Origin of the sequence: Propionivibrio sp., from assembly GCF_047602565.1 — a bacterium.
Taxonomy (GTDB): Bacteria; Pseudomonadota; Gammaproteobacteria; order Burkholderiales; family Rhodocyclaceae; genus Propionivibrio.
Window position 1 is genome coordinate 310,901 of sequence record NZ_JASGGX010000001.1, and the last position, 20,097, is coordinate 330,997.

A 20,097-nucleotide genomic window follows, 5' to 3' on the forward strand; every position below is an offset into this window, starting at 1 on the left:
CGCGCCGCGCCGGTCACCGGCGTTCCCAGACGGTCACCTCGGACAGCGTGTGCTGGAATTTCCGCCTCGTCTCGCGGATCACGAACGGCACGCCCGCCGGTTCGCGCGCGAGGCGGAAGTGCTCGCCGAGGATCGCCTGCAGGCCGTCGAGCGTGGTGAAGTTCTCGCCGTCCTTCTTGAATCCTCCGATCCATTCCTCGCGCCTGGTGTGCTCGGGCAGCCAGGTGTACGGCGAGGCGATCACCAGCAGGCCGCCGGGGTTGAGGCGCGTGTGCGCCGTTTCGAGGAAGCGGCGCGGACTGTAGAGCCGGTCGATCAGGTTGGCGGCCAGGATCAGGTCGTAGCCGGCGAAGATCGGCTTGAGGTTGCAGGCGTCACCCTGCAGGAACTCGACCTTGGCCGCCACCGCGTCGAGCCCCAGCTCGGCGAGGCTGCGCTCTTTGTACGTGAGCAGTTCGCCTTCCTCGACGAGCGTGTAGCGCAGGCGGCCCTGTTCGGCCAGCTGGGTGCCCAGCTGGATGAAACGCGCAGAGAAGTCGATGCCGGTGACGTGTTCGAAATACCGCGCCAGCTCGAACGACGCCCGGCCGACGGCGCAGCCCAGATCCAGCGCCCGGCGCACCGGCCGCTTGCCCATCGCCTCGACGGCCAGGCGCGCCAGGGCGCGCGGGAAATTGGGCACGTTGAAATAGGCGTCGCCGTAATGGAACTCGGCGTATTGCGAAATCTGCGCGTCGGTTTCGTAGCGCGAGGCGGGAATCGCGGCGGGCGCCCCGGCGACCACGTAGCGGAACCCGGCATGCTGAAAGAAGTGGCGGCGGAAGGCGTAGCGCGCTCCGGTCAGCGCCTCGTTGCCGCAGGCGATCCAGGAACCGCCCTTGATCAGGTTGTGCCGGTCGTCGAAGGTCGGCACCGTGAAGTCGTCGTAGATCGGATGCGTGGCGAAGCCCGCGAACGGGTAGGTCGGCGTCTCGGTCCATTGCCAGACGTTGCCGACCACGTCGAAGAACGGCCCGTGCGCGAATTCGGTGACCGGGCAGGACGAGGCGTAATGGTCGAGCTGGAGGTTCGCCGCCACGGCGCGCCCGTCCGGCGGCCCCTCGGCGCCGGCGTGGCGGCACAGCGCCTGCCATTCGTCCTCGGTCGGCAGGCGCACCGGCTGCCCGGTGGCGCGTGCCTTCCAGCGGCAGAACGCCCTGGCCTCGTGGCAGTTGGTTTCCACCGGCCAGTCCCACGGCATCGGCACTTCCTCCAGCATCAGGCGCAGGCGCCATGCTTCGCCGTCGCGGACCCAGAAGGTCGGATGCGCGGCCTGTGCGAACTTCCGCCAGCCGGCGCCCTCCTCGTCCCACAGCGCGTCGTCGGCGTAGCCGCCGGCGTCCACGAAATCCAGGAACTCGCGGTTGGAGACGAGATGGCGGCTGGCCCGGAAGGCCGGCACGGCCGCGGCGTGGCGGCCGAATTCGTTGTCCCAGCCGTAAACCACCGGGTCGTCGATCGACCGGCCGAGGCGCACTTCGGTGGCCGGCACCGGCACCAGCGCGTTGTCCGGCGCCGCGCCGGATTTCCGGCACGGCGTCCAGGCCGGGTGCGGCCGCACGTAGCGCAAATGGTGCTGGCGGATCAGCACCGACGAGGTTTCGAGATGGATACGCTCGTGCTCGATGCCCATCAGGACGATCCACCACGGATGGTCCCAACCGATCGGCAGCGTCAGCGGCCGGGTGCGGATCAGCCGGTCCACCACGTCGCGCACCGAGCGGCGGTAGGCCTTGACCGCCTCGACGGCCGGCCAGTCGTAGCGTTCGTCGTTGAGATCGTCCCAGCTCATCTCGTCCACGCCGATGGCGAACATCGATTCGTAGGCGGGATCGATGCGCCGGTCGATCAGGTCGGCCAGCACCAGCTTGTTGATGAAGAAGGTGGCCGTGTGGCCGAGGTAGAAGATCAGCGGATGGCGCAGGGCGATCGGCTTGCGGTAGTACGCCTCGTCGCAGGTCAGCGTCTCGAACAACTGCTCGTAGCGGTCGAACGTGGCGTGGAAATAGCGCAGGATTTCCGCCCGTTTCTGCTCGCTGTCGCTCCCCGTCAGCAGGGGAGTCCTGGGAAAGACCGGCTCTGGCATGCTCCCTCCGTTCCCGGCCCGGACGGCCGGATCGATCAAACGCCCGGCGGCGCCGATGGGCTGGTATTCAGATTGCCGCCGGGCGGGTTGGTTCAGGAATCGGCGGCCGGCGCCTCCGGCTCCGCCGCGTCGAGCAGCAGGCTGAAGCGCGTCGTGCCGTCGGCCGAGGCCACCGCCACGCTGCCGCCGTGCGCCGCGGCGATCGACTTGACGATCGCCAGGCCGAGGCCCGAATGCGACCCGTCGCCGCCGCGCGCGGGGTCCGCCCGGTAGAAGCGGTCGAACAGGCGCGGCAGGTGTTCGGCGGCCAGCGTCTCCCCCGTGTTGACCACGTCGATGGCGATCGTTCCCGGTGCCGGCCGCCGGACCGCGACGGCGACCCGCCCGCCCGCCGGCGTGTGGCGGATGGCGTTGGACAGCAGGTTGCCGATCGCCCGGCGGATCATCAGCGGATCGCCGTCGACCGCGCCGTCGCCCTCGCCGGCGAGGACGACGCCCTTCTCCTCCGCCGCCAGCCGGTGGAACTCGACCAGATCGCCGACCAGCGGCGCCAGCCGCAGCCGCTCCCGCGTCGGCACGATGCGCCCCTCGTCGGCCTTGGCGATGAACAGCATGTCGGCGACCATGCGCGACAGCCGTTCGTATTCCTCGACGTTCGAGCCGAGCACCTCGCGGTATTCCTCCGGCGTGCGCGGCCGCGACAGGGTGACCTGCGTCTGCGTCATCAGGTTGCTGATCGGGGTGCGGAATTCGTGCGCCAGATCGGAGGCGAAGTCCGAGAGGCGGCGGAACGATTCCTCCAGGCGGGCGAGCATGTCGTTCAGCGTGGCCGCCAGATCGGCCAGCTCGACCGGCACGGTTTCCACCGCCAGCCGCGCGTGCAGGCGCTGCGCGGTGATGCCTTCGGCCTTGCGCTTCATCGCCTGCAGCGGCGCCAGCCCGCGCCGCACGGCCAGCCAGCCGAGCACGCCGGTGAGCAGCGCGGCGGCGGCGACGAACGACCACAGGGTGGCCCGGAAGCCGGCCATGTAGCGCTCGTGGTGGGAAATGTCCGTCGCCACCCCGACCACCACCGGCGCCGCCCCGGCGATGCCGGTCGGCACGCGCGCCGAGATGCCGCGCATCGGCACATCGCGCGGGGTCCGCCAGACCAGGGGATGCGCGGCGTCGGCCACGCCGCGGCGAGCCAGCAGCGCCTCGGGGAAACCCGCGCCGCTGGTGGCGAAGAGCAGCTGCCCGTCGGGCGCCGCCACGGCGACGGCCAGGCCGGGATGGCCGAGCAGCGCGTCGTCGAGTTGCTGCGGCACCGCCGCCAGATCGGCCTCGGACGCCGCCCGCGCGAGGATGCGCCGCGCGGCGTCCAGCCGGCCGGAGAGCACTTCGACGTCCTGCTCGACGAAATGCTGCTCGACGGTGCCGCCGATCAGGTAGCCGAGGCCGAGCAGCACCGCCGTCGATCCCGCGGCGAACAGCGCCGTCAGGCGCAGCGTGAGCGAGGCGCGGCCGTTCATTCGCCGACGGGCGCTTCGAGGACGTAGCCCATGCCGCGCACGGTGCGGATCAGCTTGGGAGCGAAATCGTCGTCGATCTTGGCGCGCAGGCGGCGCACCGCCACCTCGACGACGTTGGTGTCGCTGTCGAAATTCATGTCCCAGACCTGCGAGGCGATCAGCGCGCGCGGCAGCACCTCGCCCTGGCGCCGCAGCAGCAGTTCGAGCAGGCCGAACTCCTTGGCCGTCAGGTCGATGCGCCGGCCGCCGCGCGTCACGCGGCGGCGCAGCAGGTCGACTTCGAGGTCGGCGGCACGCATCACCTCCGCCTCCTTGGCCTTGGCGCCCCGGCGCAGCAGCGTGCGCACGCGGGCCAGCAGCTCGGCGAAGGCGAACGGCTTCACCAGATAGTCGTCGGCGCCGAGCTCCAGCCCCTTCACGCGATCCTCGACCTGATCGCGCGCGGTCAGGAACAGCACCGGCAGCTCGTTGCCCGCGCGGCGGATGCCCTGCAGAATCTGCCAGCCGTCGAGGCCGGGGAGCATCACGTCGAGAATCGCCAGATCGTAGGCCTCGCTGGTCGCCAGATGCAGCCCGTCGAAGCCGTCGGCGACCAGATCGACCACGAACCCCGCCTCGACCAGCCCCTGTTTCAGGTAGGTGCCGGTCTTCGTCTCGTCCTCCACCACCAGGATCTTCATTCGCTTCCTTCACGTTCCGCGTGCGCCGGGCGATTTTCCCGCGATGCGCCGTCCGGCGCAAAAGATTACGGAAATGTAATTTTCCGGTCAGCTTGGCGTCGGCAGGCCTTCCCCATACTGCGCCCCGTTCAACACGAGGAGCGGACGCATGGCACGAAAGTTCTCGATTCTCCTGGCGGCGCTGGCGCTGGGCACCGCCGGGGCGGCCCTGGCCCAGACGGCGAGCACGGTGGAAATCTACAAGAGCCCGTATTGCGGCTGCTGCGGCAAATGGGCCGAGCACATCGCCAAGGCGGGCTTCTCCGTCAAGACGCACGAGGTCGAGGACGTTCCCGGCACGCGCCGCAAGCTGGGCATGCCCGAGGCGCTCGGCTCGTGCCATACGGCGAAGGTCGGCAGCTACCTGATCGAGGGGCACGTGCCGGCCGAGGACATCCGGCGGCTGCTCAAGGAAAAGCCCAAGGCGCTCGGGCTCGCCGTGCCCGGCATGCCGCAGGGCTCGCCCGGCATGGACGTGCCGAACTCGCCGCCCTACGAAACCCTGCTGGTCCAGCGCGACGGCAGCACGCGCGTGTTCGCGAAGCATTGAAAGCCCTCTCCCTCCCCTTCAAGGGGAGGGATGGGGTGGGGATGGGGTGCGAACGGTGGCTGGACGCCGGACCCCATCCCCCACCCGACCTCCCCCTTGAAGGGGGAGGAGCCGATGTACAACGTTCATGGGATTACCCAATTCACTTCCCGGAGAACCCGACATGAAAACCACGATCGCCATCCTGCTCGCCGCCCTCTTTCCCGCCCTGGCCATGGCCGCCGGCGAGCACGGTGCCCACGGCGCCATGCCGGCGCACACCAGCGCGCCGGACGCGAAGATGGTCGACGGCCAAGTGAAGAAGGTCGACAAGGCCGCCGGCAAGGTCACGCTGGCGCACGGGCCGCTCGCCAACCTCGGCATGGACATGCCGATGACCATGGTCTTCCGCGTCAAGGACGCCGCCTGGCTCGACCAGATGAAGGAAGGCGACAAGATCCGCTTCGTGGCGGACAACGTGAACGGCGCCATCACCGTCGTGCGCTTCGAAAAGGCCCAATGATTCCGGCAGCAGTCGGCATCGCCCCGAGACATCCATGCGCAATTCCTTCTCTCCAGCCGGCCTGATCCTGGCGCTCCTGGTCGCGCTGGCGCCGGCCGCGTCTGCCCAGGAAGCCCAGGGCGAGCCGCCCGGCCGCACCGCGGCCAGCCTGCTCGACTACGCCCGCCAGAACAATCCCGAATACGCCTCGATGCGCCACGAGGCCGACGCCGCCGCCGAGCGCGTGGCGCCGGCGGGCGCCCTGCCCGATCCCCGCTTCCGGCTCGAACTGATGGACATCACCCGGATGGGCGAGCAGAACCCCACGCTCTCGCCGGAGCGCGTCGGCAGCACGAAATACACCCTTATCCAGGAACTGCCCTGGTACGGCAAGCGCGACCTGAAGCGCGAGATCGCCGAGCTCGACGCCGACGGCGCCACGGGGCGCGCGCGCGGCTCCTGGTCCGAGATCGCCGCGCGCCTGAAGAGCGCGCACGCGCAGCTGTACCTGCTGCACCGCAACGAGCGGATCACCCGCGAGCTGCTCGACCTGACGGTCCGCCTGGAACGGATCGCCCAGGCGCGCTACGCCGGCGGGCTGGCCATGCAGCAGGACGTCATCCGCGCGCAGGTCGAGCAGACCGCCATGCGCGGCGAGCTGATCATGCTGGAGAACGAGGGCAGGATGCTGCAGGCGCGCGTCAACATGCTGCTGGCGCGCCCGGCCGGCGCGCCGCTGGCCGAGCCCGAGGCGCTGCGCCCGCTGCCGGCGCCGGCGCGGCTCGACTTCGCCGCGCTGGAGGAGCGCGTGCGCGGACGCAACCCGCGCCTGTTCGCCGAGGACGCCGCGATCCGCTCGGCGGAGAAGAAGCGCGAGCTGGCGTACAAGGAGCGCTACCCGGACTTCATGCTCGGCGTGACGCCGGTGCAGTACGGGAGCTCGGTCAAGGAATGGCAGCTGATGGTCGAGTTCAACATCCCGCTGCAGCAATCCTCGCGCCGGGCCATGGAGCGCGAATCCGAATCGATGCTCTCGGCCGCCCGCGCGCGCCGGGACGCCACGGCCAACGAGGTGCTCGCCGAACTCGCCGAGAACCTTTCCGGTATCGAGGCGGCCCGGCGCACCGAAGCGCTGGCCGCGACCAGCCTGCTGCCGCAGGCCGAACTGGCCTTCAATTCCGCGCTCGCCGCCTACGAGAACGGCAAGGCCGATTTCACCACGCTGGTCGAGGCGCAGCAGCAGATCCGCAAGGCGCGCCTGAGCCGGATCAAGGCGCAGGCCGAGGCGCAGGTCCGCCTCGCCGAGCTCGAACGACTCCTGGGAGAAGATCTATGAAGCAGGGAACGGCACTGGCCGTCGGCATCGCGCTCGGCGCCCTGGCCGCCGGCGCGGCCGGTTACTGGCTGGGCGGCGGCGCGTTCCGCGGCGACGCGGCGCAGACCGCCGCCGCGCCCGCCGGCGAGGCCGCCGGCGAGGAACGCAAGATCCTGTATTACCGCAACCCGATGGGCCTGCCCGACACCTCGCCGGTGCCGAAGAAGGACCCGATGGGCATGGACTACATCCCGGTCTTCGCGGGCGACGAGAGCAACGAACCGGCCGCCGCCGGCCAGCTCAGCATCAGCGCCGAGAAGATCCAGAAGCTCGGCGTGCGCACCGAGCCCGCGCAGTTGCGCGCGCTCGACCGGAGCGTCAGCGCGGCCGGCCGCGTCGAGCCGGACGAGCGGCGCGTCTACGCCATTTCGCCGAAGTTCGAGGGCTACGTCGAGCGCCTGCACGTCAACGTCACCGGCCAGCCGGTCGGCAAGGGACAGGCGCTGTTCGAGGTATACAGCCCCGAGCTCGTCTCGGCGCAGCGCGAGTACGCCGTCGCCGCGCAGGGCGTCGAGGCGCTCAAGGACGCCGACGGGCAGGCGCAGGCGGGCATGCGGCAACTGGCCGAGGCGAGCCTGCTGCGCCTGCGCAACTGGGACGTCTCCGAGGAACAGGTCAAGTCGCTGGCGCGCTCGGGCGAGACCCGGCGCACCCTGACCTTCCGCTCGCCGGTGGCCGGCGTGATCACCGGCAAGAAGGCGCTGCAGGGCATGCGCTTCATGCCCGGCGAGGAGTTGTACCAGGTCGCCGACCTGTCCGCGGTGTGGGTCGTCGCCGACGTCTTCGAGCAGGACATCGGGCAGATCGCCGCCGGCGCGCCCGCCACGGTGCGCATCGACGCCTATCCGGACAAGGTGTTCACCGGCCGCGTCGGCTACGTCTATCCGACGCTGAACGCCGCCACGCGCACCGTGCCGGTCCGCGTCGAACTGGCCAATCCGGGGCTGCTGCTGAAGCCCGCGATGTTCGCCCGGGTCGAGCTGCCGGTCGGCGGCAGGAACCGGGTGCTGACGGTGCCGGAATCCGCGGTCATCGACAGCGGCACGCGGCGCAGCGTGCTGGTGCGGCTCGGCGAAGGCCGCTTCGAGCCGCGCGAGGTCAAGCTCGGCGCGCGCGGCGACAGCCACGTGGAAATCCTCGACGGGGTGAAGGAAGGCGAGGAGGTGGTGGTCGCCGCCAACTTCCTGATCGACGCGGAGAGCAACCTCAAGGCCGCCTTCGGCGGTTTCGCCGCGCCCGAGGCGAAAGCAGGCGCGGGCAAGCCGGTGGGACACCGGGCCAGCGGCCGCATCGACACCTACGACCCGCGCACGGGCACGGCCAGCGTCGAGCACGGCCCGGTCGCCAGCCTCAATTGGCCGGCCATGACCATGGAGTTCAAGATCGCCAACGAGGGCCTGCTCAAGGGCCTGCAGCCCGGCGCGCGCATCGACTTCGAATTCGTCGAGCGCGGTCCGGGCGAATGGGTGATCACCGCGCTCAAGCCGACGCAGGCGAACCCGCACGCGGGCCATTGACGGGTTGCCGGGGAGACGACGCGCCATGCTCGCCAAAATCATCGAATGGTCCGGACGGAACCGTGCCCTGGTCCTGCTGGGCACGCTGTTCATCGTGCTCGGCGGCGTCTTCGCCGTGCTGCGCACGCCGGTCGACGCGCTGCCGGACCTGTCCGACGTGCAGGTCATCGTCTACACGGAATACCCCGGCCAGGCGCCGCAGGTGGTCGAGGACCAGATCACCTACCCGCTGACCACGGCCATGCTCTCGGTGCCCAAGTCGAAGGTCGTGCGCGGCTTCTCGTTCTTCGGCGCGTCGTTCGTGTACATCATCTTCGAGGACGGCACCGACACTTACTGGGCGCGCTCGCGCGTCCTGGAATACCTCAACTTCGCCTCGGGCCGCATGCCCAAGGGCGTCACGCCGCAGATCGGACCGGACGCCAGCGGCGTCGGCTGGGTCTACCAGTACGTCCTGCTCGCCAGGGACAAGACGCTCGCCGAGCTGCGCTCGATCCAGGACTGGTTCGTCCGCTACCAGCTGACCAAGGCGCACGGCGTCTCGGAGGTCGCCTCGATCGGCGGCTTCGTGCAGACCTACCAGGTCACCGTCGATCCGGTCCGGCTGCGCGCCTACGGCATCCCGCTGATGAAGGTGGCGCAGGTGATCCGCGATTCCAACCGCGACGTCGGCGGGCGCGCCGTGGAGATGGCCGAGACCGAGTACATGGTGCGTGGCCGGGGCTACCTGCGCGGCGCCGGCGACATCGCCAACCTCGTCGTCAAGAGCGACCAGGGCGTGCCCGTGTTGATCCGCGACGTCGCGCGCGTCGAACTCGTCCCCGACGAACGGCGCGGCCTGACGGAATTGAACGGCGAAGGCGAGGTCGTCTCGGGCATCGCCATGGCCCGCTACGGCGAGAACGCGCTGGAGGTCATCCACAATATCAAAGAGAAGATCGGCGAGGTCTCGGCCGGCCTGCCGGAGGGCGTCAGCATCGAGACGGTCTACGACCGATCGGAGCTCATCCACCGCGCCATCGACACGCTCAAGCGCACGCTGGCCGAAGAATCGCTGATCGTCGCGCTGGTGTGCGTCGTCTTCCTGCTGCACGTGCGCAGCGCGCTGGTCGCCATCCTGATGCTGCCGGTCGGCATCCTGGCCGCCTTCATCGCCATGCGCCTGCTCGGCATGAACTCCAACCTGATGAGCCTCGGCGGCATTGCCATCGCCATCGGCGCGATGATCGACGCGGCGATCGTGATGATCGAGAACGCGCACAAGCACCTCGAAAAACTCTCCTCCCCCTTCAAGGGGGAGGCCGGGAGGGGGATGGGGTCAGCAGCAGCAGCCGAACCCCATCCCCACCCTGCCCCTCCCCTTGAAGGGGAGGCAACCGCGGCCGAACGCGCCCGCGCCATCATCGACGCCTGCAAGGAGGTCGGCCCGGCGCTGTTCTTCTCGCTGCTGATCATCACCGTCTCCTTCCTGCCGGTGTTCAGCCTCGAAGGCCAGGAAGGACGGCTGTTCTCGCCGCTCGCCTACACCAAGACCTTCGCCATGGCCGGCGCCGCCTTCCTGTCGGTGACGCTGGTGCCGGTGCTGATGATGTTCTTCATCCGCGGCAAGATCATGCCGGAGGAAAAGAACCCGGTTAACCGCATCCTCATCCGGCTCTACCGGCCGGTCATCCGCGCCGTCATGCGCGGGAAGGCGCCGACCATCGCGCTCGCCGTCCTGGCGCTGGGGCTCACGGTTTATCCCGCTTCGAAGCTCGGTTCCGAATTCATGCCGACGCTCAACGAAGGCACGCTGTTCTACATGCCCGCCTCGCTGCCCGGCATGTCGATCACCAAGGCCGCCGAACTGCTGCAGACGCAGAACAAGATCATCAAGAGCTTCCCCGAGGTGGCCTCGGTGTACGGCAAGGCCGGCCGCGCCAACACGGCCACCGATCCCGCGCCGACCGAGATGTTCGAGACGGTGATCAACCTCAAGCCCGCCTCCGAGTGGCGCGCCGGGATGACCGTCGACACGCTGATCGCCGAGATGGACAAGGCGCTGCAGTTCCCCGGCATCGCCAACGCCTGGACGATGCCGATCAAGGCGCGCATCGACATGCTGTCCACCGGCATCCGCACGCCGATCGGCATCAAGGTCTTCGGCAACGACCTGGAGGGGATGGAGCGGCTGGCCAAGGAGATCGAAGCGGTGGTGAAGACCGTGCCCGGTACTTCCAGCGCCTTCGCCGAACGCATCACCGGCGGCTTCTACCTCGACATCGAGCCGGACCGCCTGCAGCTCGCGCGCTACGGGCTCTCGGTCGGCGAACTGCAGGACGTGATCGCCAGCGCGCTCGGCGGCGAGATGGCGACCACCACGGTCGAGGGCCGCGAACGCTACGGGGTGACGGTGCGCTACCCGCGCGAGCTGCGCTCCGACCCGCAGCGCATCGCCCGCGAGGTGCTGGTGCCGACCATGGACGGGGCGATGGTGCCGCTCGGCCAGCTGGCGCGGGTCGGCATCGCCAAGGGCGCGCCGGGGATCCGCACCGAGAACGCCCTGCTCTCGGCCTACATCTACGTCGACATCCGCGACGGCGACATCGGCGGCTACGTGGCGCGGGCGAAAAAGGCGGTGGCCGAGCAGGTGAAGATCCCGGCCGGCTACTACATCACCTGGAGCGGCCAGTTCGAGAACATGGAACGCGCGATCGAAAAGATGAAGATCGTCGTGCCGGTCACCCTGCTGGTGATCTTTCTGCTGCTCTACCTGAATTTCCGGCGCCTGACCGAAACGCTGATCGTCATGCTCTCCGTGCCCTTCGCGCTGGTCGGCGGCGTCTGGCTGATCTGGGCGCTCGGCTATCACATGAGCGTCGCGGTGGCGGTCGGCTTCATCGCCCTGGCCGGCGTGGCGGCCGAGACCGGCGTGGTGATGCTGATCTACCTCGATCACGCCTGGGAAGAGGTCCAGGCCGAGTGCCGCGCGGCCGGCCGCGCCCCGGCCGCCGCCGATCTGCACCGGGCGATCATGGCCGGCGCCGTCGAGCGCGTGCGCCCGAAAATGATGACCGTCGTCGCCATCATGGCCGGCCTGCTGCCGATCATGTGGGGCACCGGCACCGGCTCCGAGGTGATGAGCCGCATCGCCGCGCCGATGGTCGGCGGCATGGTGTCGTCGACGATCCTGACGCTGGCGGTGATCCCGGCGATCTATGCGCTGGTGAAGCGGCGTTCGCTGGGGTGCGGCCACTGAGCGGCAAAGCCCCTGCCGCCGTGTCGGTATTATTTACATTTCTTAACAAACGCAATCCGGTCAAAGCTATTTTTCCTGTCGGGTCAATCACTTGCGCATTCTGGCACGAGAATCGCTTTATCTCGTCCGCAGCGAAGAAATTCGCGGATGAAACGCGATAGTGCCAATCCAACGCAACGAAGGACTCGTCATGAAACTACAAAAACTGATCGCCACCGCCGCGCTCGCCGCGCTGATCGCGCCGGCCCAGGCGGCCATCGAATACTTTCCGCAATCCTCGCTCACCCCGACGACGCAGCTCTACACCGACACGATCGGCGGCGGCATCGGCAACGTCGTGGTGATGACCGGCGGCGGCAACGCCAACGGCGCCGGGCAAGCCTCCGGCCGCAACGACGACGGCTTCAGCGGCCCGATCAATTTCGGCTACACCTTCTCGTTCTTCGGGACGAACTACACCAGCTTCTACGCCAACAACAACGGCAACATCAGCTTCACGGGCGGCAATTCGGCCTATGTCCCGAACGGCCCGATCGGCGCCAGTTTCCCGACCATTTCGATCTGGTTCGGCGACGTGGATACGCGCAACCTGCTGAGCGGCGTTCTGCACATCCGTCAGGACATCCCCAATCAGACCATCCTCACGTGGGACCACGTGGGTTATTACAACAGCCAGGGGAACCTGCTGAATACCTTCCAGATGGTCATCCGCGGTTCCGACTACGACATCCCCAGCGGGGAAGGCGCCATCGGCTTCTTCTGGCTGGATATGCCTTGGGAAGCGACCGGTACCAGCCAGACCGCGGCCGTCGGCTTCGGCGACGGCGGCGGCAACGCCGTGGTTCTGCAGGGATCGAACACCGCCGGCCTGAACACCGCCGTGGCCTTCCATCAGACGTGGTTTACGGAGAACCTGACTCCGGTCTGCGGCGTGCCGGGAACGCCCGCCTGCACCAACGACGTGCCGGAACCGGCCACGCTGGCCCTGATGGCGCTCGGCCTGCTGGGGCTCGGCGTCCTGCGCAGACGCAGCGCGTAGTAAGGCCATTCGCCATTCGGCGATAAAAAAGCCGCCCGGAACGCCGGGCGGCTTTTTCTTTGCCCGCGGGCGGGATGCTTCGGCTACAGCACCTTCCCCGGATTCATCATGCCGCGCGGGTCCAGCGCCTGCTTGACGGCGCGCATCATGTCCATTTCGACCCGGCTCTTGTAGCGGAGAATCTCCTCGCGCTTGAGCTGGCCGATGCCGTGCTCGGCGCTGATGCTGCCGCCCAGGTCATGGACGATGTCGTGCACGATGCGGTTGACCTGCGGCTGCGCGGCGATGAAGGCGGCGTTCTCGCCGGCTTCGGGCTTGGACTGGTTGTAGTGCAGGTTGCCGTCCCCGACGTGGCCGAAGGCGACGATGCGGATGCCCGGATAGGCGGCCTGCAGCGCCGCGCCGGCGCGGTCCAGGAACTCGCCGATGCGCGACACGGGCACCGAGATGTCGTGCTTGATGCTCACCCCCTCGATCTTCTGCGCCTCGCTCACGCTCTCGCGCAGCGTCCACAACTGCCCGGCCTGCTCGCTGCTCTGCGCCACCACGGCGTCGGCGATCTCGCCGGCCTCCAGCGCGCTTTCAAGAAAGCGTTCCAGCGATTCGCGCAGCGCCGCATCCTCGCCCGGCCCGGACAGTTCGACGAGCAGGTGCCACGGACTGTCCGCCAGCGGCGCCCGCGCCCCGCGGATGTTCTTGAGTACCAGCCCGAGCGAGACGTCGGAGACCAGCTCGCACGCCGTCAGCGCCGTGCCGAACGCCGCCTGCAGTTCGCTCAGCAGGCGCACCGCCGTATGCGCCGAGTCGATCGCCAGCCAGGCCGTGGCCGTCGCCCGCGGCAGCGGAAAGAGCTTGAGGACCGCCGCGGTGATGATGCCGAGCGTGCCTTCGGAGCCGATGAACAGCTGCTTGAGGTCGTAGCCCGTATTGTCCTTGCGCAGCCCGCGCAGGCCGTCCCACACCTCGCCGTCCGGCAGCACCACTTCCAGCCCGAGCGTCAGCTCGCGGGCGTTGCCGTAGCGCAGCACCTGCACGCCGCCCGCATTGGTCGCCAGGTTGCCGCCGATCTGGCAACTGCCTTCGGCGGCCAGCGACAGCGGGAACAGCCGGCCGGCCGCCTCAGCCGCTTCCTGGACATTCTGCAGGACGCACCCGGCTTCGACCGTGATCGTGTTATTGGCCGCATCGACCGCGCGGATCGCGTTCATCCGCGACAGGCTGACCAGCACCGCGCGGCCCGTCAGGTCCGGAATGCTGGCGCCGCAATGGCTGGTGTTGCCGCCCTGCGGCACGATCGGCGCGCCGGCCGCGCCGCACGCGCGCACCACGGCCGCCACCTCGGCGGTACTGCCCGGACGCACCACGCACAGCGCCGCGCCCCGGTAGCGCCCCCGCCAGTCGCCCAGGTAAGGCGCCGTGTCGCCGTCCGCGGTCAGCACCTGTTCAGGGCCGACGATCGCCGCCAGCGCCTCGATCAGAGTCCCGTCTTCCATTCGTTCCGCTCCCGGAAATTCACGCATCCGCCAGTTCGGCGTACAGATCGTGCTCGTCGGCATCGACCACGCGCACCTGCAGGAAATCGCCCGGCTCGGCGTCGAAATGCCCGTCGATGAAGACCAGTCCGTCGATTTCCGGCGCATCGGCCGGCGAACGCGCGATCGTGCCCTCGTCGTCAACCTCGTCGACCAGCACGGTGATCTCGCGCCCGATCCTGGCCGCCAGCAATTCGGCCGAAATGTCCTCCTGCACGTCCATCAGGCGGCGGCGGCGCTCCTCACGCACCTCGTCCGGCACGGCACCCGGCAGCGCGTTGGCCGCCGCGCCGTCGACCGGCGAATAGGCGAAGCAGCCGACGCGGTCGAGCCGCGCCTCCTCGATGAATTCGAGCAGTTCCTCGAACTCGGCCTCGGTCTCGCCCGGAAAGCCGGCGATGAAGGTGCTGCGGATGGTGATCTCCGGGCAGACCGCGCGCCAGGCCCTGATGCGCTCCAGGTTGTTCTCGGCGCTGGCCGGGCGCTTCATGGCCTTGAGGATGCGCGGATTGGCGTGCTGGAACGGCACGTCGAGGTACGGCAGGATCTTCCCCTCGGCCATCAGCGGAATCAGGTCGTCCACGCTCGGGTAGGGATAGACGTAATGCAGGCGCACCCAGATGCCGAGTTCGGCCAGCGCCTCGCACAGTTCCTTCAGCCGCGTCCTGACCGGCCGGCCGCCGGCGAAGCCGGTGCGGTACTTCACGTCGACGCCGTAGGCGCTGGTGTCCTGCGAGATGACCAGCAGTTCGCGCACGCCGGCCTCGGCGAGATGCTTCGCCTCCTGCAGCACGTCCCCGATCGGCCGGCTGACCAGCGGCCCGCGCAGCGAGGGAATGATGCAGAAGGTGCATGAATGGTTGCAGCCCTCAGAAATCTTGAGGTAGGCAAAATGCTGCGGCGTCAGCTTGACGCCCTGCGGCGGCACCAGGCTGGTGAACGGATCGTGCGGCTGCGGCAGGTGCGTGTGCACATGCCGCAGGACCTCGTCCGCCGCGTGCGGCCCGGTGATCGCCAGCACTTTCGGATGCGCTTCGCGCACCAGCTCCTGCTTCGCCCCGAGGCAGCCGGTGACGATCACCTTGCCGTTTTCCTGCAAGGCCTCGCCGATCGCTTCGAGCGATTCCTCGACCGCCGCGTCGATGAAGCCGCAGGTGTTGACCACCACCAGATCGGCGCCCGCGTAGGTCGGGGAAATCACGTAGCCTTCGGCGCGCAGCTTGGTCAGGATCTGCTCGGAATCGACCAAGGCTTTCGGGCACCCGAGTGAAACGAAGCCGACGTTCGGCGGCTGTCTGGAATCGGTCATTGCGGAATCGGATCGGAAAGACGGGAAACGCCGGCACGCGACGCGCCGCGAACGGAGGAGAAAATGAAAGTGGCGAGCCTTACCCCGGCACTCGCAGTAAATGGCTGTGGCTGCTTCCTTCCGGACCTGACCAGGTTCACCACCCTGCGATGCGGGGAGACCCGCCGCCGCGAATGGTATCACATCGAACCCGCGCCGGAGCAGGCTCATCAGTGCTATATTTGCCGGGCTTTTTTTCCCGCAAAGGAATCCGCACGTGGCGCTTTACTTCGACGTTCTCGTAATCGGGAGCGGCCTCGCCGGGCAGGCGGCGGCCATCCGCCTCGCCGAGTTCTGCAAGGTCGGTCTGATCAGCAAACGCACGCTGGACGACAGCGCCTCCGCCCGGGCCCAGGGCGGCATCGCCGCCGTGCTGGACAGCAAGGATTCGGTCGAGGACCACATCCGCGACACCTTCATCGCCGGCGCGCACCTCAACGATCCCGCGGCCACCCGCTTCGTCGTCGAAAACGGCAAGCGGGCCATCGACTGGCTCATCGAACAGGGCGTCAAGTTCTCGCGCGACGAGGCCGGCTACCACCTGACCCGCGAAGGCGGCCACAGCGCGCGCCGGGTGATCCACGTCGCCGACGCGACGGGCTTCGCCGTACAGGAGACGCTGACCAACATCGTCCGCCAGCATCCCAACATCACGGTGCTCGAACACCACATCGCCATCGACCTGATCACCGGCGAAAAACTGGGGCTGGCGGAAAACCGCTGCCACGGCGCCTACGCCCTGGACAACGCCAAGGGCGAGGTGGTCACCATCGGCGCGCCGCACACCCTGATCGCCACCGGCGGCGCGGGCAAGGTCTACCTCTACACGACGAGCCCGGACACCTCGTCCGGCGACGGCATCGCCATGGCCTGGCGGGCCGGCTGCCGGGTCGCCAACATGGAATTCATCCAGTTCCACCCGACCTGCCTCTACCACCCGCAGGCCAAGTCCTTCCTGATCTCCGAAGCCGTTCGCGGCGAAGGTGGCCTGTTGAAGCTGCCCGACGGCACGCGCTTCATGCCGGAGCACGATGCGCGCGCCGAACTCGCGCCGCGCGACGTCGTCGCCCGCGCCATCGACTTCGAGATGAAGAAGCGCGGCCTGGATTGCGTGTACCTCGACATCTCGCACAAGCCGGCGGAATTCCTGCGGGAGCACTTCCCGAACATCCTGGCGCGCTGCTCCGAACTGGGCATCGACATCACCCGCGACCCCATCCCGGTCGTCCCAGCGGCGCACTACACCTGCGGCGGCATCGTCACCGACCTGCACGCGCGCACCGACATTCCCGGCCTCTACGCCGCCGGCGAGGCCTCCTGCACCGGCCTGCACGGCGCCAACCGGCTGGCCAGCAACTCGCTGCTCGAATGCCTGGTCTTCGCGGAAGCCGCGGTCAACGACATTCTTGCCCAGCCGAAAAGGGAGCGGCCCACGCTGCCCGAATGGGACGAAAGCCGGGTCTCGGACCCCGACGAGGAAATCGTCATCGCGCACAACTGGGAGGAACTGCGCCGCTTCATGTGGGACTACGTCGGCATCGTGCGCACCACCAAGCGCCTGCAGCGCGCCCAGCACCGCATCCGCCTGCTGGAGAAGGAAATCCACGACTACTACGCGAACTTCCGGGTTTCCCACGATCTGATCGAGTTGCGGAACCTGGTGGTGACCGCCGACCTGATCGTCCGCTGCGCCCTGAAACGCCGCGAGAGCCGCGGCCTGCATTTCAGCCGCGACTACCCGGACATGCTGAAGAAGGCGAAAAACACGGTCCTCAGGAAACAGGCGCGGGATCGTTCCCGGGATTGACGCTCCAGCGCAGCCACAGGCGCAGGACGCGGAATTCCTCGCGCGACATGTGATCCGGGAAGAGCGGCAGCGAAACCGGCCGCTTCTCCCCTTCCATCCTGAGGCGCAGCACCACCAGCCACGAAAAGACGGCGGTGTCGGCCAGCGGCGTCGCCGGCAGGCGCGTGCCGTCCGGCAGGATGCATTCGAGCCCGCCGTTGCCGTTCAGGCGCAGGGAAGCGATGCGCGGCGGACGCAGCGCGCGCCAGAGCGACACCGCCAGACCGACCACCAGCGCGCCCCGCAGCCAGAGCGGCCACGGCAGGCAGAGCAAGGCGCCGGCCGCCGCGCCATGCATGACGCAGAGCGAGCCCGCGAGAAAACGCGAACGGCGCAGTCCGATGAAAACCGGAAACTGCACCGTTCGCCGGTGAGACAGTGAAAGCCTAGATGCGCTTGAAAACGGCCGTGGCGTTGGTGCCGCCGAACCCGAACGAATTCGAGATGGCCACGTCGATCTTCATCTGCCGCGCCTCGTTGGCGCAGTAGTCGAGGTCGCACGCCTCGTCCTGGTTGAAGATGTTGATAGTCGGCGGCGAAACCTGGTGGTAGATGGCCAGCGTGGAGAACACCGCCTCGATGCCGCCCGCCGCGCCGAGCAGGTGGCCGGTCATCGACTTGGTCGAGTTCGACCACCAGCTTCTTCGCGTGATCGCCGAACGCGCGCTTGACCGCGACGGTCTCGGCGACGTCGCCCAGCGGCGTTGACGTGCCGTGCGCATTCAGATAATTCACCTCGTCGATGGCGACGCGCGCATTGCGCAGGGCGTTGGTCATGCAACGGGCGGCGCCTTCGCCGTCGTCGCAGGGCGCGGTCATGTGGTTGGCGTCGGCGCTCATGCCGAAGCCGGCCAGCTCGCCGTAGATCCTGGCGCCGCGCGCCTTGGCGTGCTCATACTCCTCGAGCACCATCACGCCGGCGCCTTCGCTCAGGACGAAGCCGTCGCGGTCCTTGTCCCACGGACGGCTGGCGGTCTTGGGATCGTCGTTGCGCGTCGACAGCGCGCGCGCCGCGCAGAAGCCGCCCAGGCCGAGCGGCGACACCGTGCATTCCGCCCCGCCGGCGACCATGATGTCCGCATCGCCGTACTCGATCAGCCGCGCCGCGTCGCCGATGCTGTGCGTGCCGGTGGAGCAGGCGCTGACCAGGGCGATGTTCGGCCCCTTGTAGCCGTACATGATCGACAGGTTGCCGGAAATCATGTTGATGATCGAACCCGGCACGAAGAACGGCGAAATCTTGCGCACACCGGAGGCCACGAATTCGTCGCGGGTCGTCTCGATCATCGGCAGGCCGCCGATGCCCGAGCCGATGGACACGCCGATCCGGTCCGCGTTGGCCGGATGCGCTTCGAGGCCGGCGTCCTTGATCGCCTGGATGCCCGCCGCCATGCCGTAGTGGATGAAGATGTCCATGCGTCGCGCGTCGCGCGCCGGCAGGTACTGGGTAATGTCGAAATCCTTCACCTCGCCAGCGATCTGGACCGGGAACGACGAAACGTCGAACCGCGTGATCCGGTCGATCCCCGAGCGACCGGCAAGGATGTTCTGCCAGGCTTGTTCGACGGTGTTGCCGACCGGTGAAACGATGCCAAGACCTGTGATGACGACTCTGCGTGTCAATTTATTCTCCGGGGAAACAGGAAAGGATGGGGGTCAGAAGAAAAACGCCTGTGGACGGAACGTTCCGTCCACAGACGTTTTCCGGGTGAATCACTTTTTGTGGCTGACGACGTAGTCGATGGCCTGCTGGACGCTGGTGATCTTCTCAGCCTCGTCGTCCGGGATCTCGCACTCGAATTCCTCTTCCAGCGCCATGACCAACTCAACGGTATCCAACGAATCCGCGCCGAGATCGTTGACGAATGAAGATTCGTTCTTGATGTCAGCTTCATTCACGCCAAGTTGTTCCGCAACGATCTTTTTGACGCGTTGTTCGATATTTTCCATTAAGGGACTCCTTTTAAAGGTTCATGTGTGAAACAAAACCGTCTCATTTTAACAAACTGACCGGCTCTTACCAACGATTCAGCGGGCGAACCGGCCAGTCGCCCACTGCCCTTGCGGGCTTCAACTCATGTACATGCCGCCGTTCACGTGGATCGTCGTGCCGGAGATGTAGGCGCCTCCGGGCGAGGCCAGGAAGGCCACCGCGGCGGCGATGTCCTCGGGCTGGCCGAGCCGCCCGAGCGGCACGTTGGCCACCAGCGCGGCACGCTGCTTCTCTTCCAGCACCTTGGTCATGTCGGTGTCGATGAAGCCGGGCGCCACGCAGTTGACCGTGATGTTGCGGCTGCCCAGCTCGCGCGCCAGCGCGCGCGACATGCCGGCCACGCCCGCCTTCGACGCGCAGTAGTTGGCCTGTCCGGCGTTGCCGGCGTAGCCGACCACCGACGAGATGTTGATGATGCGCCCGTCGCGCGCCTTCATCATCCCGCGCATCGCCGCGCGGCACAGGCGGAAGACGGCCTTGAGGTTGGTGTCGAGCACCGCGTCCCACTCCTCGTCCTTCATGCGCATCGTCAGGTTGTCGCGGGTGATCCCGGCGTTGTTGACCAGCACGTAGATGCCGCCGTATTCCTTCTCGATCAGCGCGATGCCCGCTTCGATCTGGGCCGGATCGCGCACGTCCATGACGATGCTGCGTCCCGGAATCTTCGCCTCGGCCAACGCCGCGTCGATGCGCTCCGCGTCCTTTTCGTTGATGCCCGTGCCGACGATCGTCGCTCCATGACGGCCGAGTTCGCGGACGATCGCCGCGCCGATGCCTTGCGCCGCGCCGGTGACGAGTACGACTTTGTCTTTCAGGTACATGG

Annotated in this window: 15 protein-coding genes, 1 other RNA gene and 1 pseudogene; 7 read left to right on the forward strand and 10 right to left on the reverse strand. The window is 68.0% G+C overall.

Going from position 1 to position 20,097, the window contains the following annotated elements:
* Positions 1-13: 13 nt before the first annotated feature.
* From ovoA to QM701_RS01405, 3 genes are all read right to left on the reverse strand, one after another.
* On the reverse strand, positions 14-2,125 hold the full coding sequence (gene ovoA, locus QM701_RS01395) for a 5-histidylcysteine sulfoxide synthase (RefSeq protein ID WP_415165326.1): 2,112 nt from the start codon (positions 2,123-2,125) through the stop codon (positions 14-16).
* 92 nt (positions 2,126-2,217) lie between these two features.
* Positions 2,218-3,636, reverse strand: coding sequence for a heavy metal sensor histidine kinase (locus tag QM701_RS01400; RefSeq protein WP_415165327.1), 1,419 nt, complete (start codon positions 3,634-3,636; stop codon positions 2,218-2,220).
* Complete coding sequence (locus QM701_RS01405) at positions 3,633-4,316, reverse strand: heavy metal response regulator transcription factor (RefSeq protein WP_415165328.1); 684 nt, start codon at positions 4,314-4,316, stop codon at positions 3,633-3,635. The genes QM701_RS01400 and QM701_RS01405 overlap by 4 nt, the downstream gene beginning before the upstream one ends.
* 148 nt (positions 4,317-4,464) lie before the next feature.
* On the opposite strand from QM701_RS01405, the gene QM701_RS01410 reads away from it, so the two are divergent.
* The 6 genes from QM701_RS01410 to QM701_RS01435 all read left to right on the forward strand — a co-directional run bounded on the left by QM701_RS01410 (position 4,465) and on the right by QM701_RS01435 (position 12,555).
* A complete protein-coding gene (locus QM701_RS01410) occupies positions 4,465-4,905 on the forward strand; it encodes a DUF411 domain-containing protein (protein ID WP_415165329.1) in 441 nt (146 codons plus the stop codon).
* A 163-nt stretch (positions 4,906-5,068) separates the two neighbouring features.
* Complete coding sequence (locus QM701_RS01415) at positions 5,069-5,407, forward strand: copper-binding protein (protein ID WP_415165330.1); 339 nt, start codon at positions 5,069-5,071, stop codon at positions 5,405-5,407.
* Positions 5,408-5,441: 34 nt separating this feature from the next.
* Positions 5,442-6,722 (forward strand): TolC family protein, encoded by a 1,281-nt coding sequence (locus QM701_RS01420; protein ID WP_415165331.1) that lies wholly within the window; start codon positions 5,442-5,444, stop codon positions 6,720-6,722.
* On the forward strand, positions 6,719-8,278 hold the full coding sequence (locus QM701_RS01425) for an efflux RND transporter periplasmic adaptor subunit (RefSeq protein WP_415165332.1): 1,560 nt from the start codon (positions 6,719-6,721) through the stop codon (positions 8,276-8,278). The genes QM701_RS01420 and QM701_RS01425 overlap by 4 nt, the downstream gene beginning before the upstream one ends.
* Positions 8,279-8,303: 25 nt before the next feature.
* On the forward strand, positions 8,304-11,516 hold the full coding sequence (locus QM701_RS01430; protein ID WP_415165333.1) for an efflux RND transporter permease subunit: 3,213 nt from the start codon (positions 8,304-8,306) through the stop codon (positions 11,514-11,516).
* 190 nt (positions 11,517-11,706) lie between these two features.
* A complete protein-coding gene (locus QM701_RS01435; RefSeq protein ID WP_415165334.1) occupies positions 11,707-12,555 on the forward strand; it encodes a nidogen-like domain-containing protein in 849 nt (282 codons plus the stop codon).
* 83 nt (positions 12,556-12,638) lie between these two features.
* Here QM701_RS01435 and QM701_RS01440 read toward each other — a convergent pair whose 3' ends face one another.
* The 3 genes from QM701_RS01440 to ffs form a co-directional block, all read right to left on the reverse strand.
* On the reverse strand, positions 12,639-14,048 hold the full coding sequence (locus QM701_RS01440) for an FAD-binding oxidoreductase (RefSeq protein ID WP_415165335.1): 1,410 nt from the start codon (positions 14,046-14,048) through the stop codon (positions 12,639-12,641).
* A 19-nt stretch (positions 14,049-14,067) separates the two neighbouring features.
* Positions 14,068-15,396 (reverse strand): 30S ribosomal protein S12 methylthiotransferase RimO, encoded by a 1,329-nt coding sequence (gene rimO / locus QM701_RS01445; protein ID WP_415165336.1) that lies wholly within the window; start codon positions 15,394-15,396, stop codon positions 14,068-14,070.
* A gap of 68 nt (positions 15,397-15,464) precedes the next feature.
* An RNA gene (gene ffs, locus QM701_RS01450) (signal recognition particle sRNA small type) lies at positions 15,465-15,562 on the reverse strand.
* Positions 15,563-15,652: 90 nt separating this feature from the next.
* On the opposite strand from ffs, the gene nadB reads away from it, so the two are divergent.
* Positions 15,653-17,242, forward strand: coding sequence for an L-aspartate oxidase (nadB, locus tag QM701_RS01455; protein WP_415165337.1), 1,590 nt, complete (start codon positions 15,653-15,655; stop codon positions 17,240-17,242).
* Here the strand turns inward: nadB and QM701_RS01460 are convergent.
* From QM701_RS01460 to fabG, 4 genes and pseudogenes are all read right to left on the reverse strand, one after another.
* The gene (locus QM701_RS01460; protein WP_415169326.1) at positions 17,208-17,579 is read right to left on the reverse strand and encodes a protein YgfX; all 372 of its coding nucleotides are present in this window, start codon (positions 17,577-17,579) and stop codon (positions 17,208-17,210) included. The two genes, nadB and QM701_RS01460, sit on opposite strands and share 35 nt — an antisense overlap.
* Positions 17,580-17,667: 88 nt before the next feature.
* Positions 17,668-18,904, reverse strand: a pseudogene (gene fabF / locus QM701_RS01465) (beta-ketoacyl-ACP synthase II).
* A gap of 90 nt (positions 18,905-18,994) precedes the next feature.
* On the reverse strand, positions 18,995-19,231 hold the full coding sequence (gene acpP, locus QM701_RS01470; RefSeq protein ID WP_415165338.1) for an acyl carrier protein: 237 nt from the start codon (positions 19,229-19,231) through the stop codon (positions 18,995-18,997).
* 120 nt (positions 19,232-19,351) lie between these two features.
* On the reverse strand, positions 19,352-20,095 hold the full coding sequence (fabG, locus tag QM701_RS01475) for a 3-oxoacyl-ACP reductase FabG (protein ID WP_415165339.1): 744 nt from the start codon (positions 20,093-20,095) through the stop codon (positions 19,352-19,354).
* Positions 20,096-20,097: the final 2 nt, after the last annotated feature.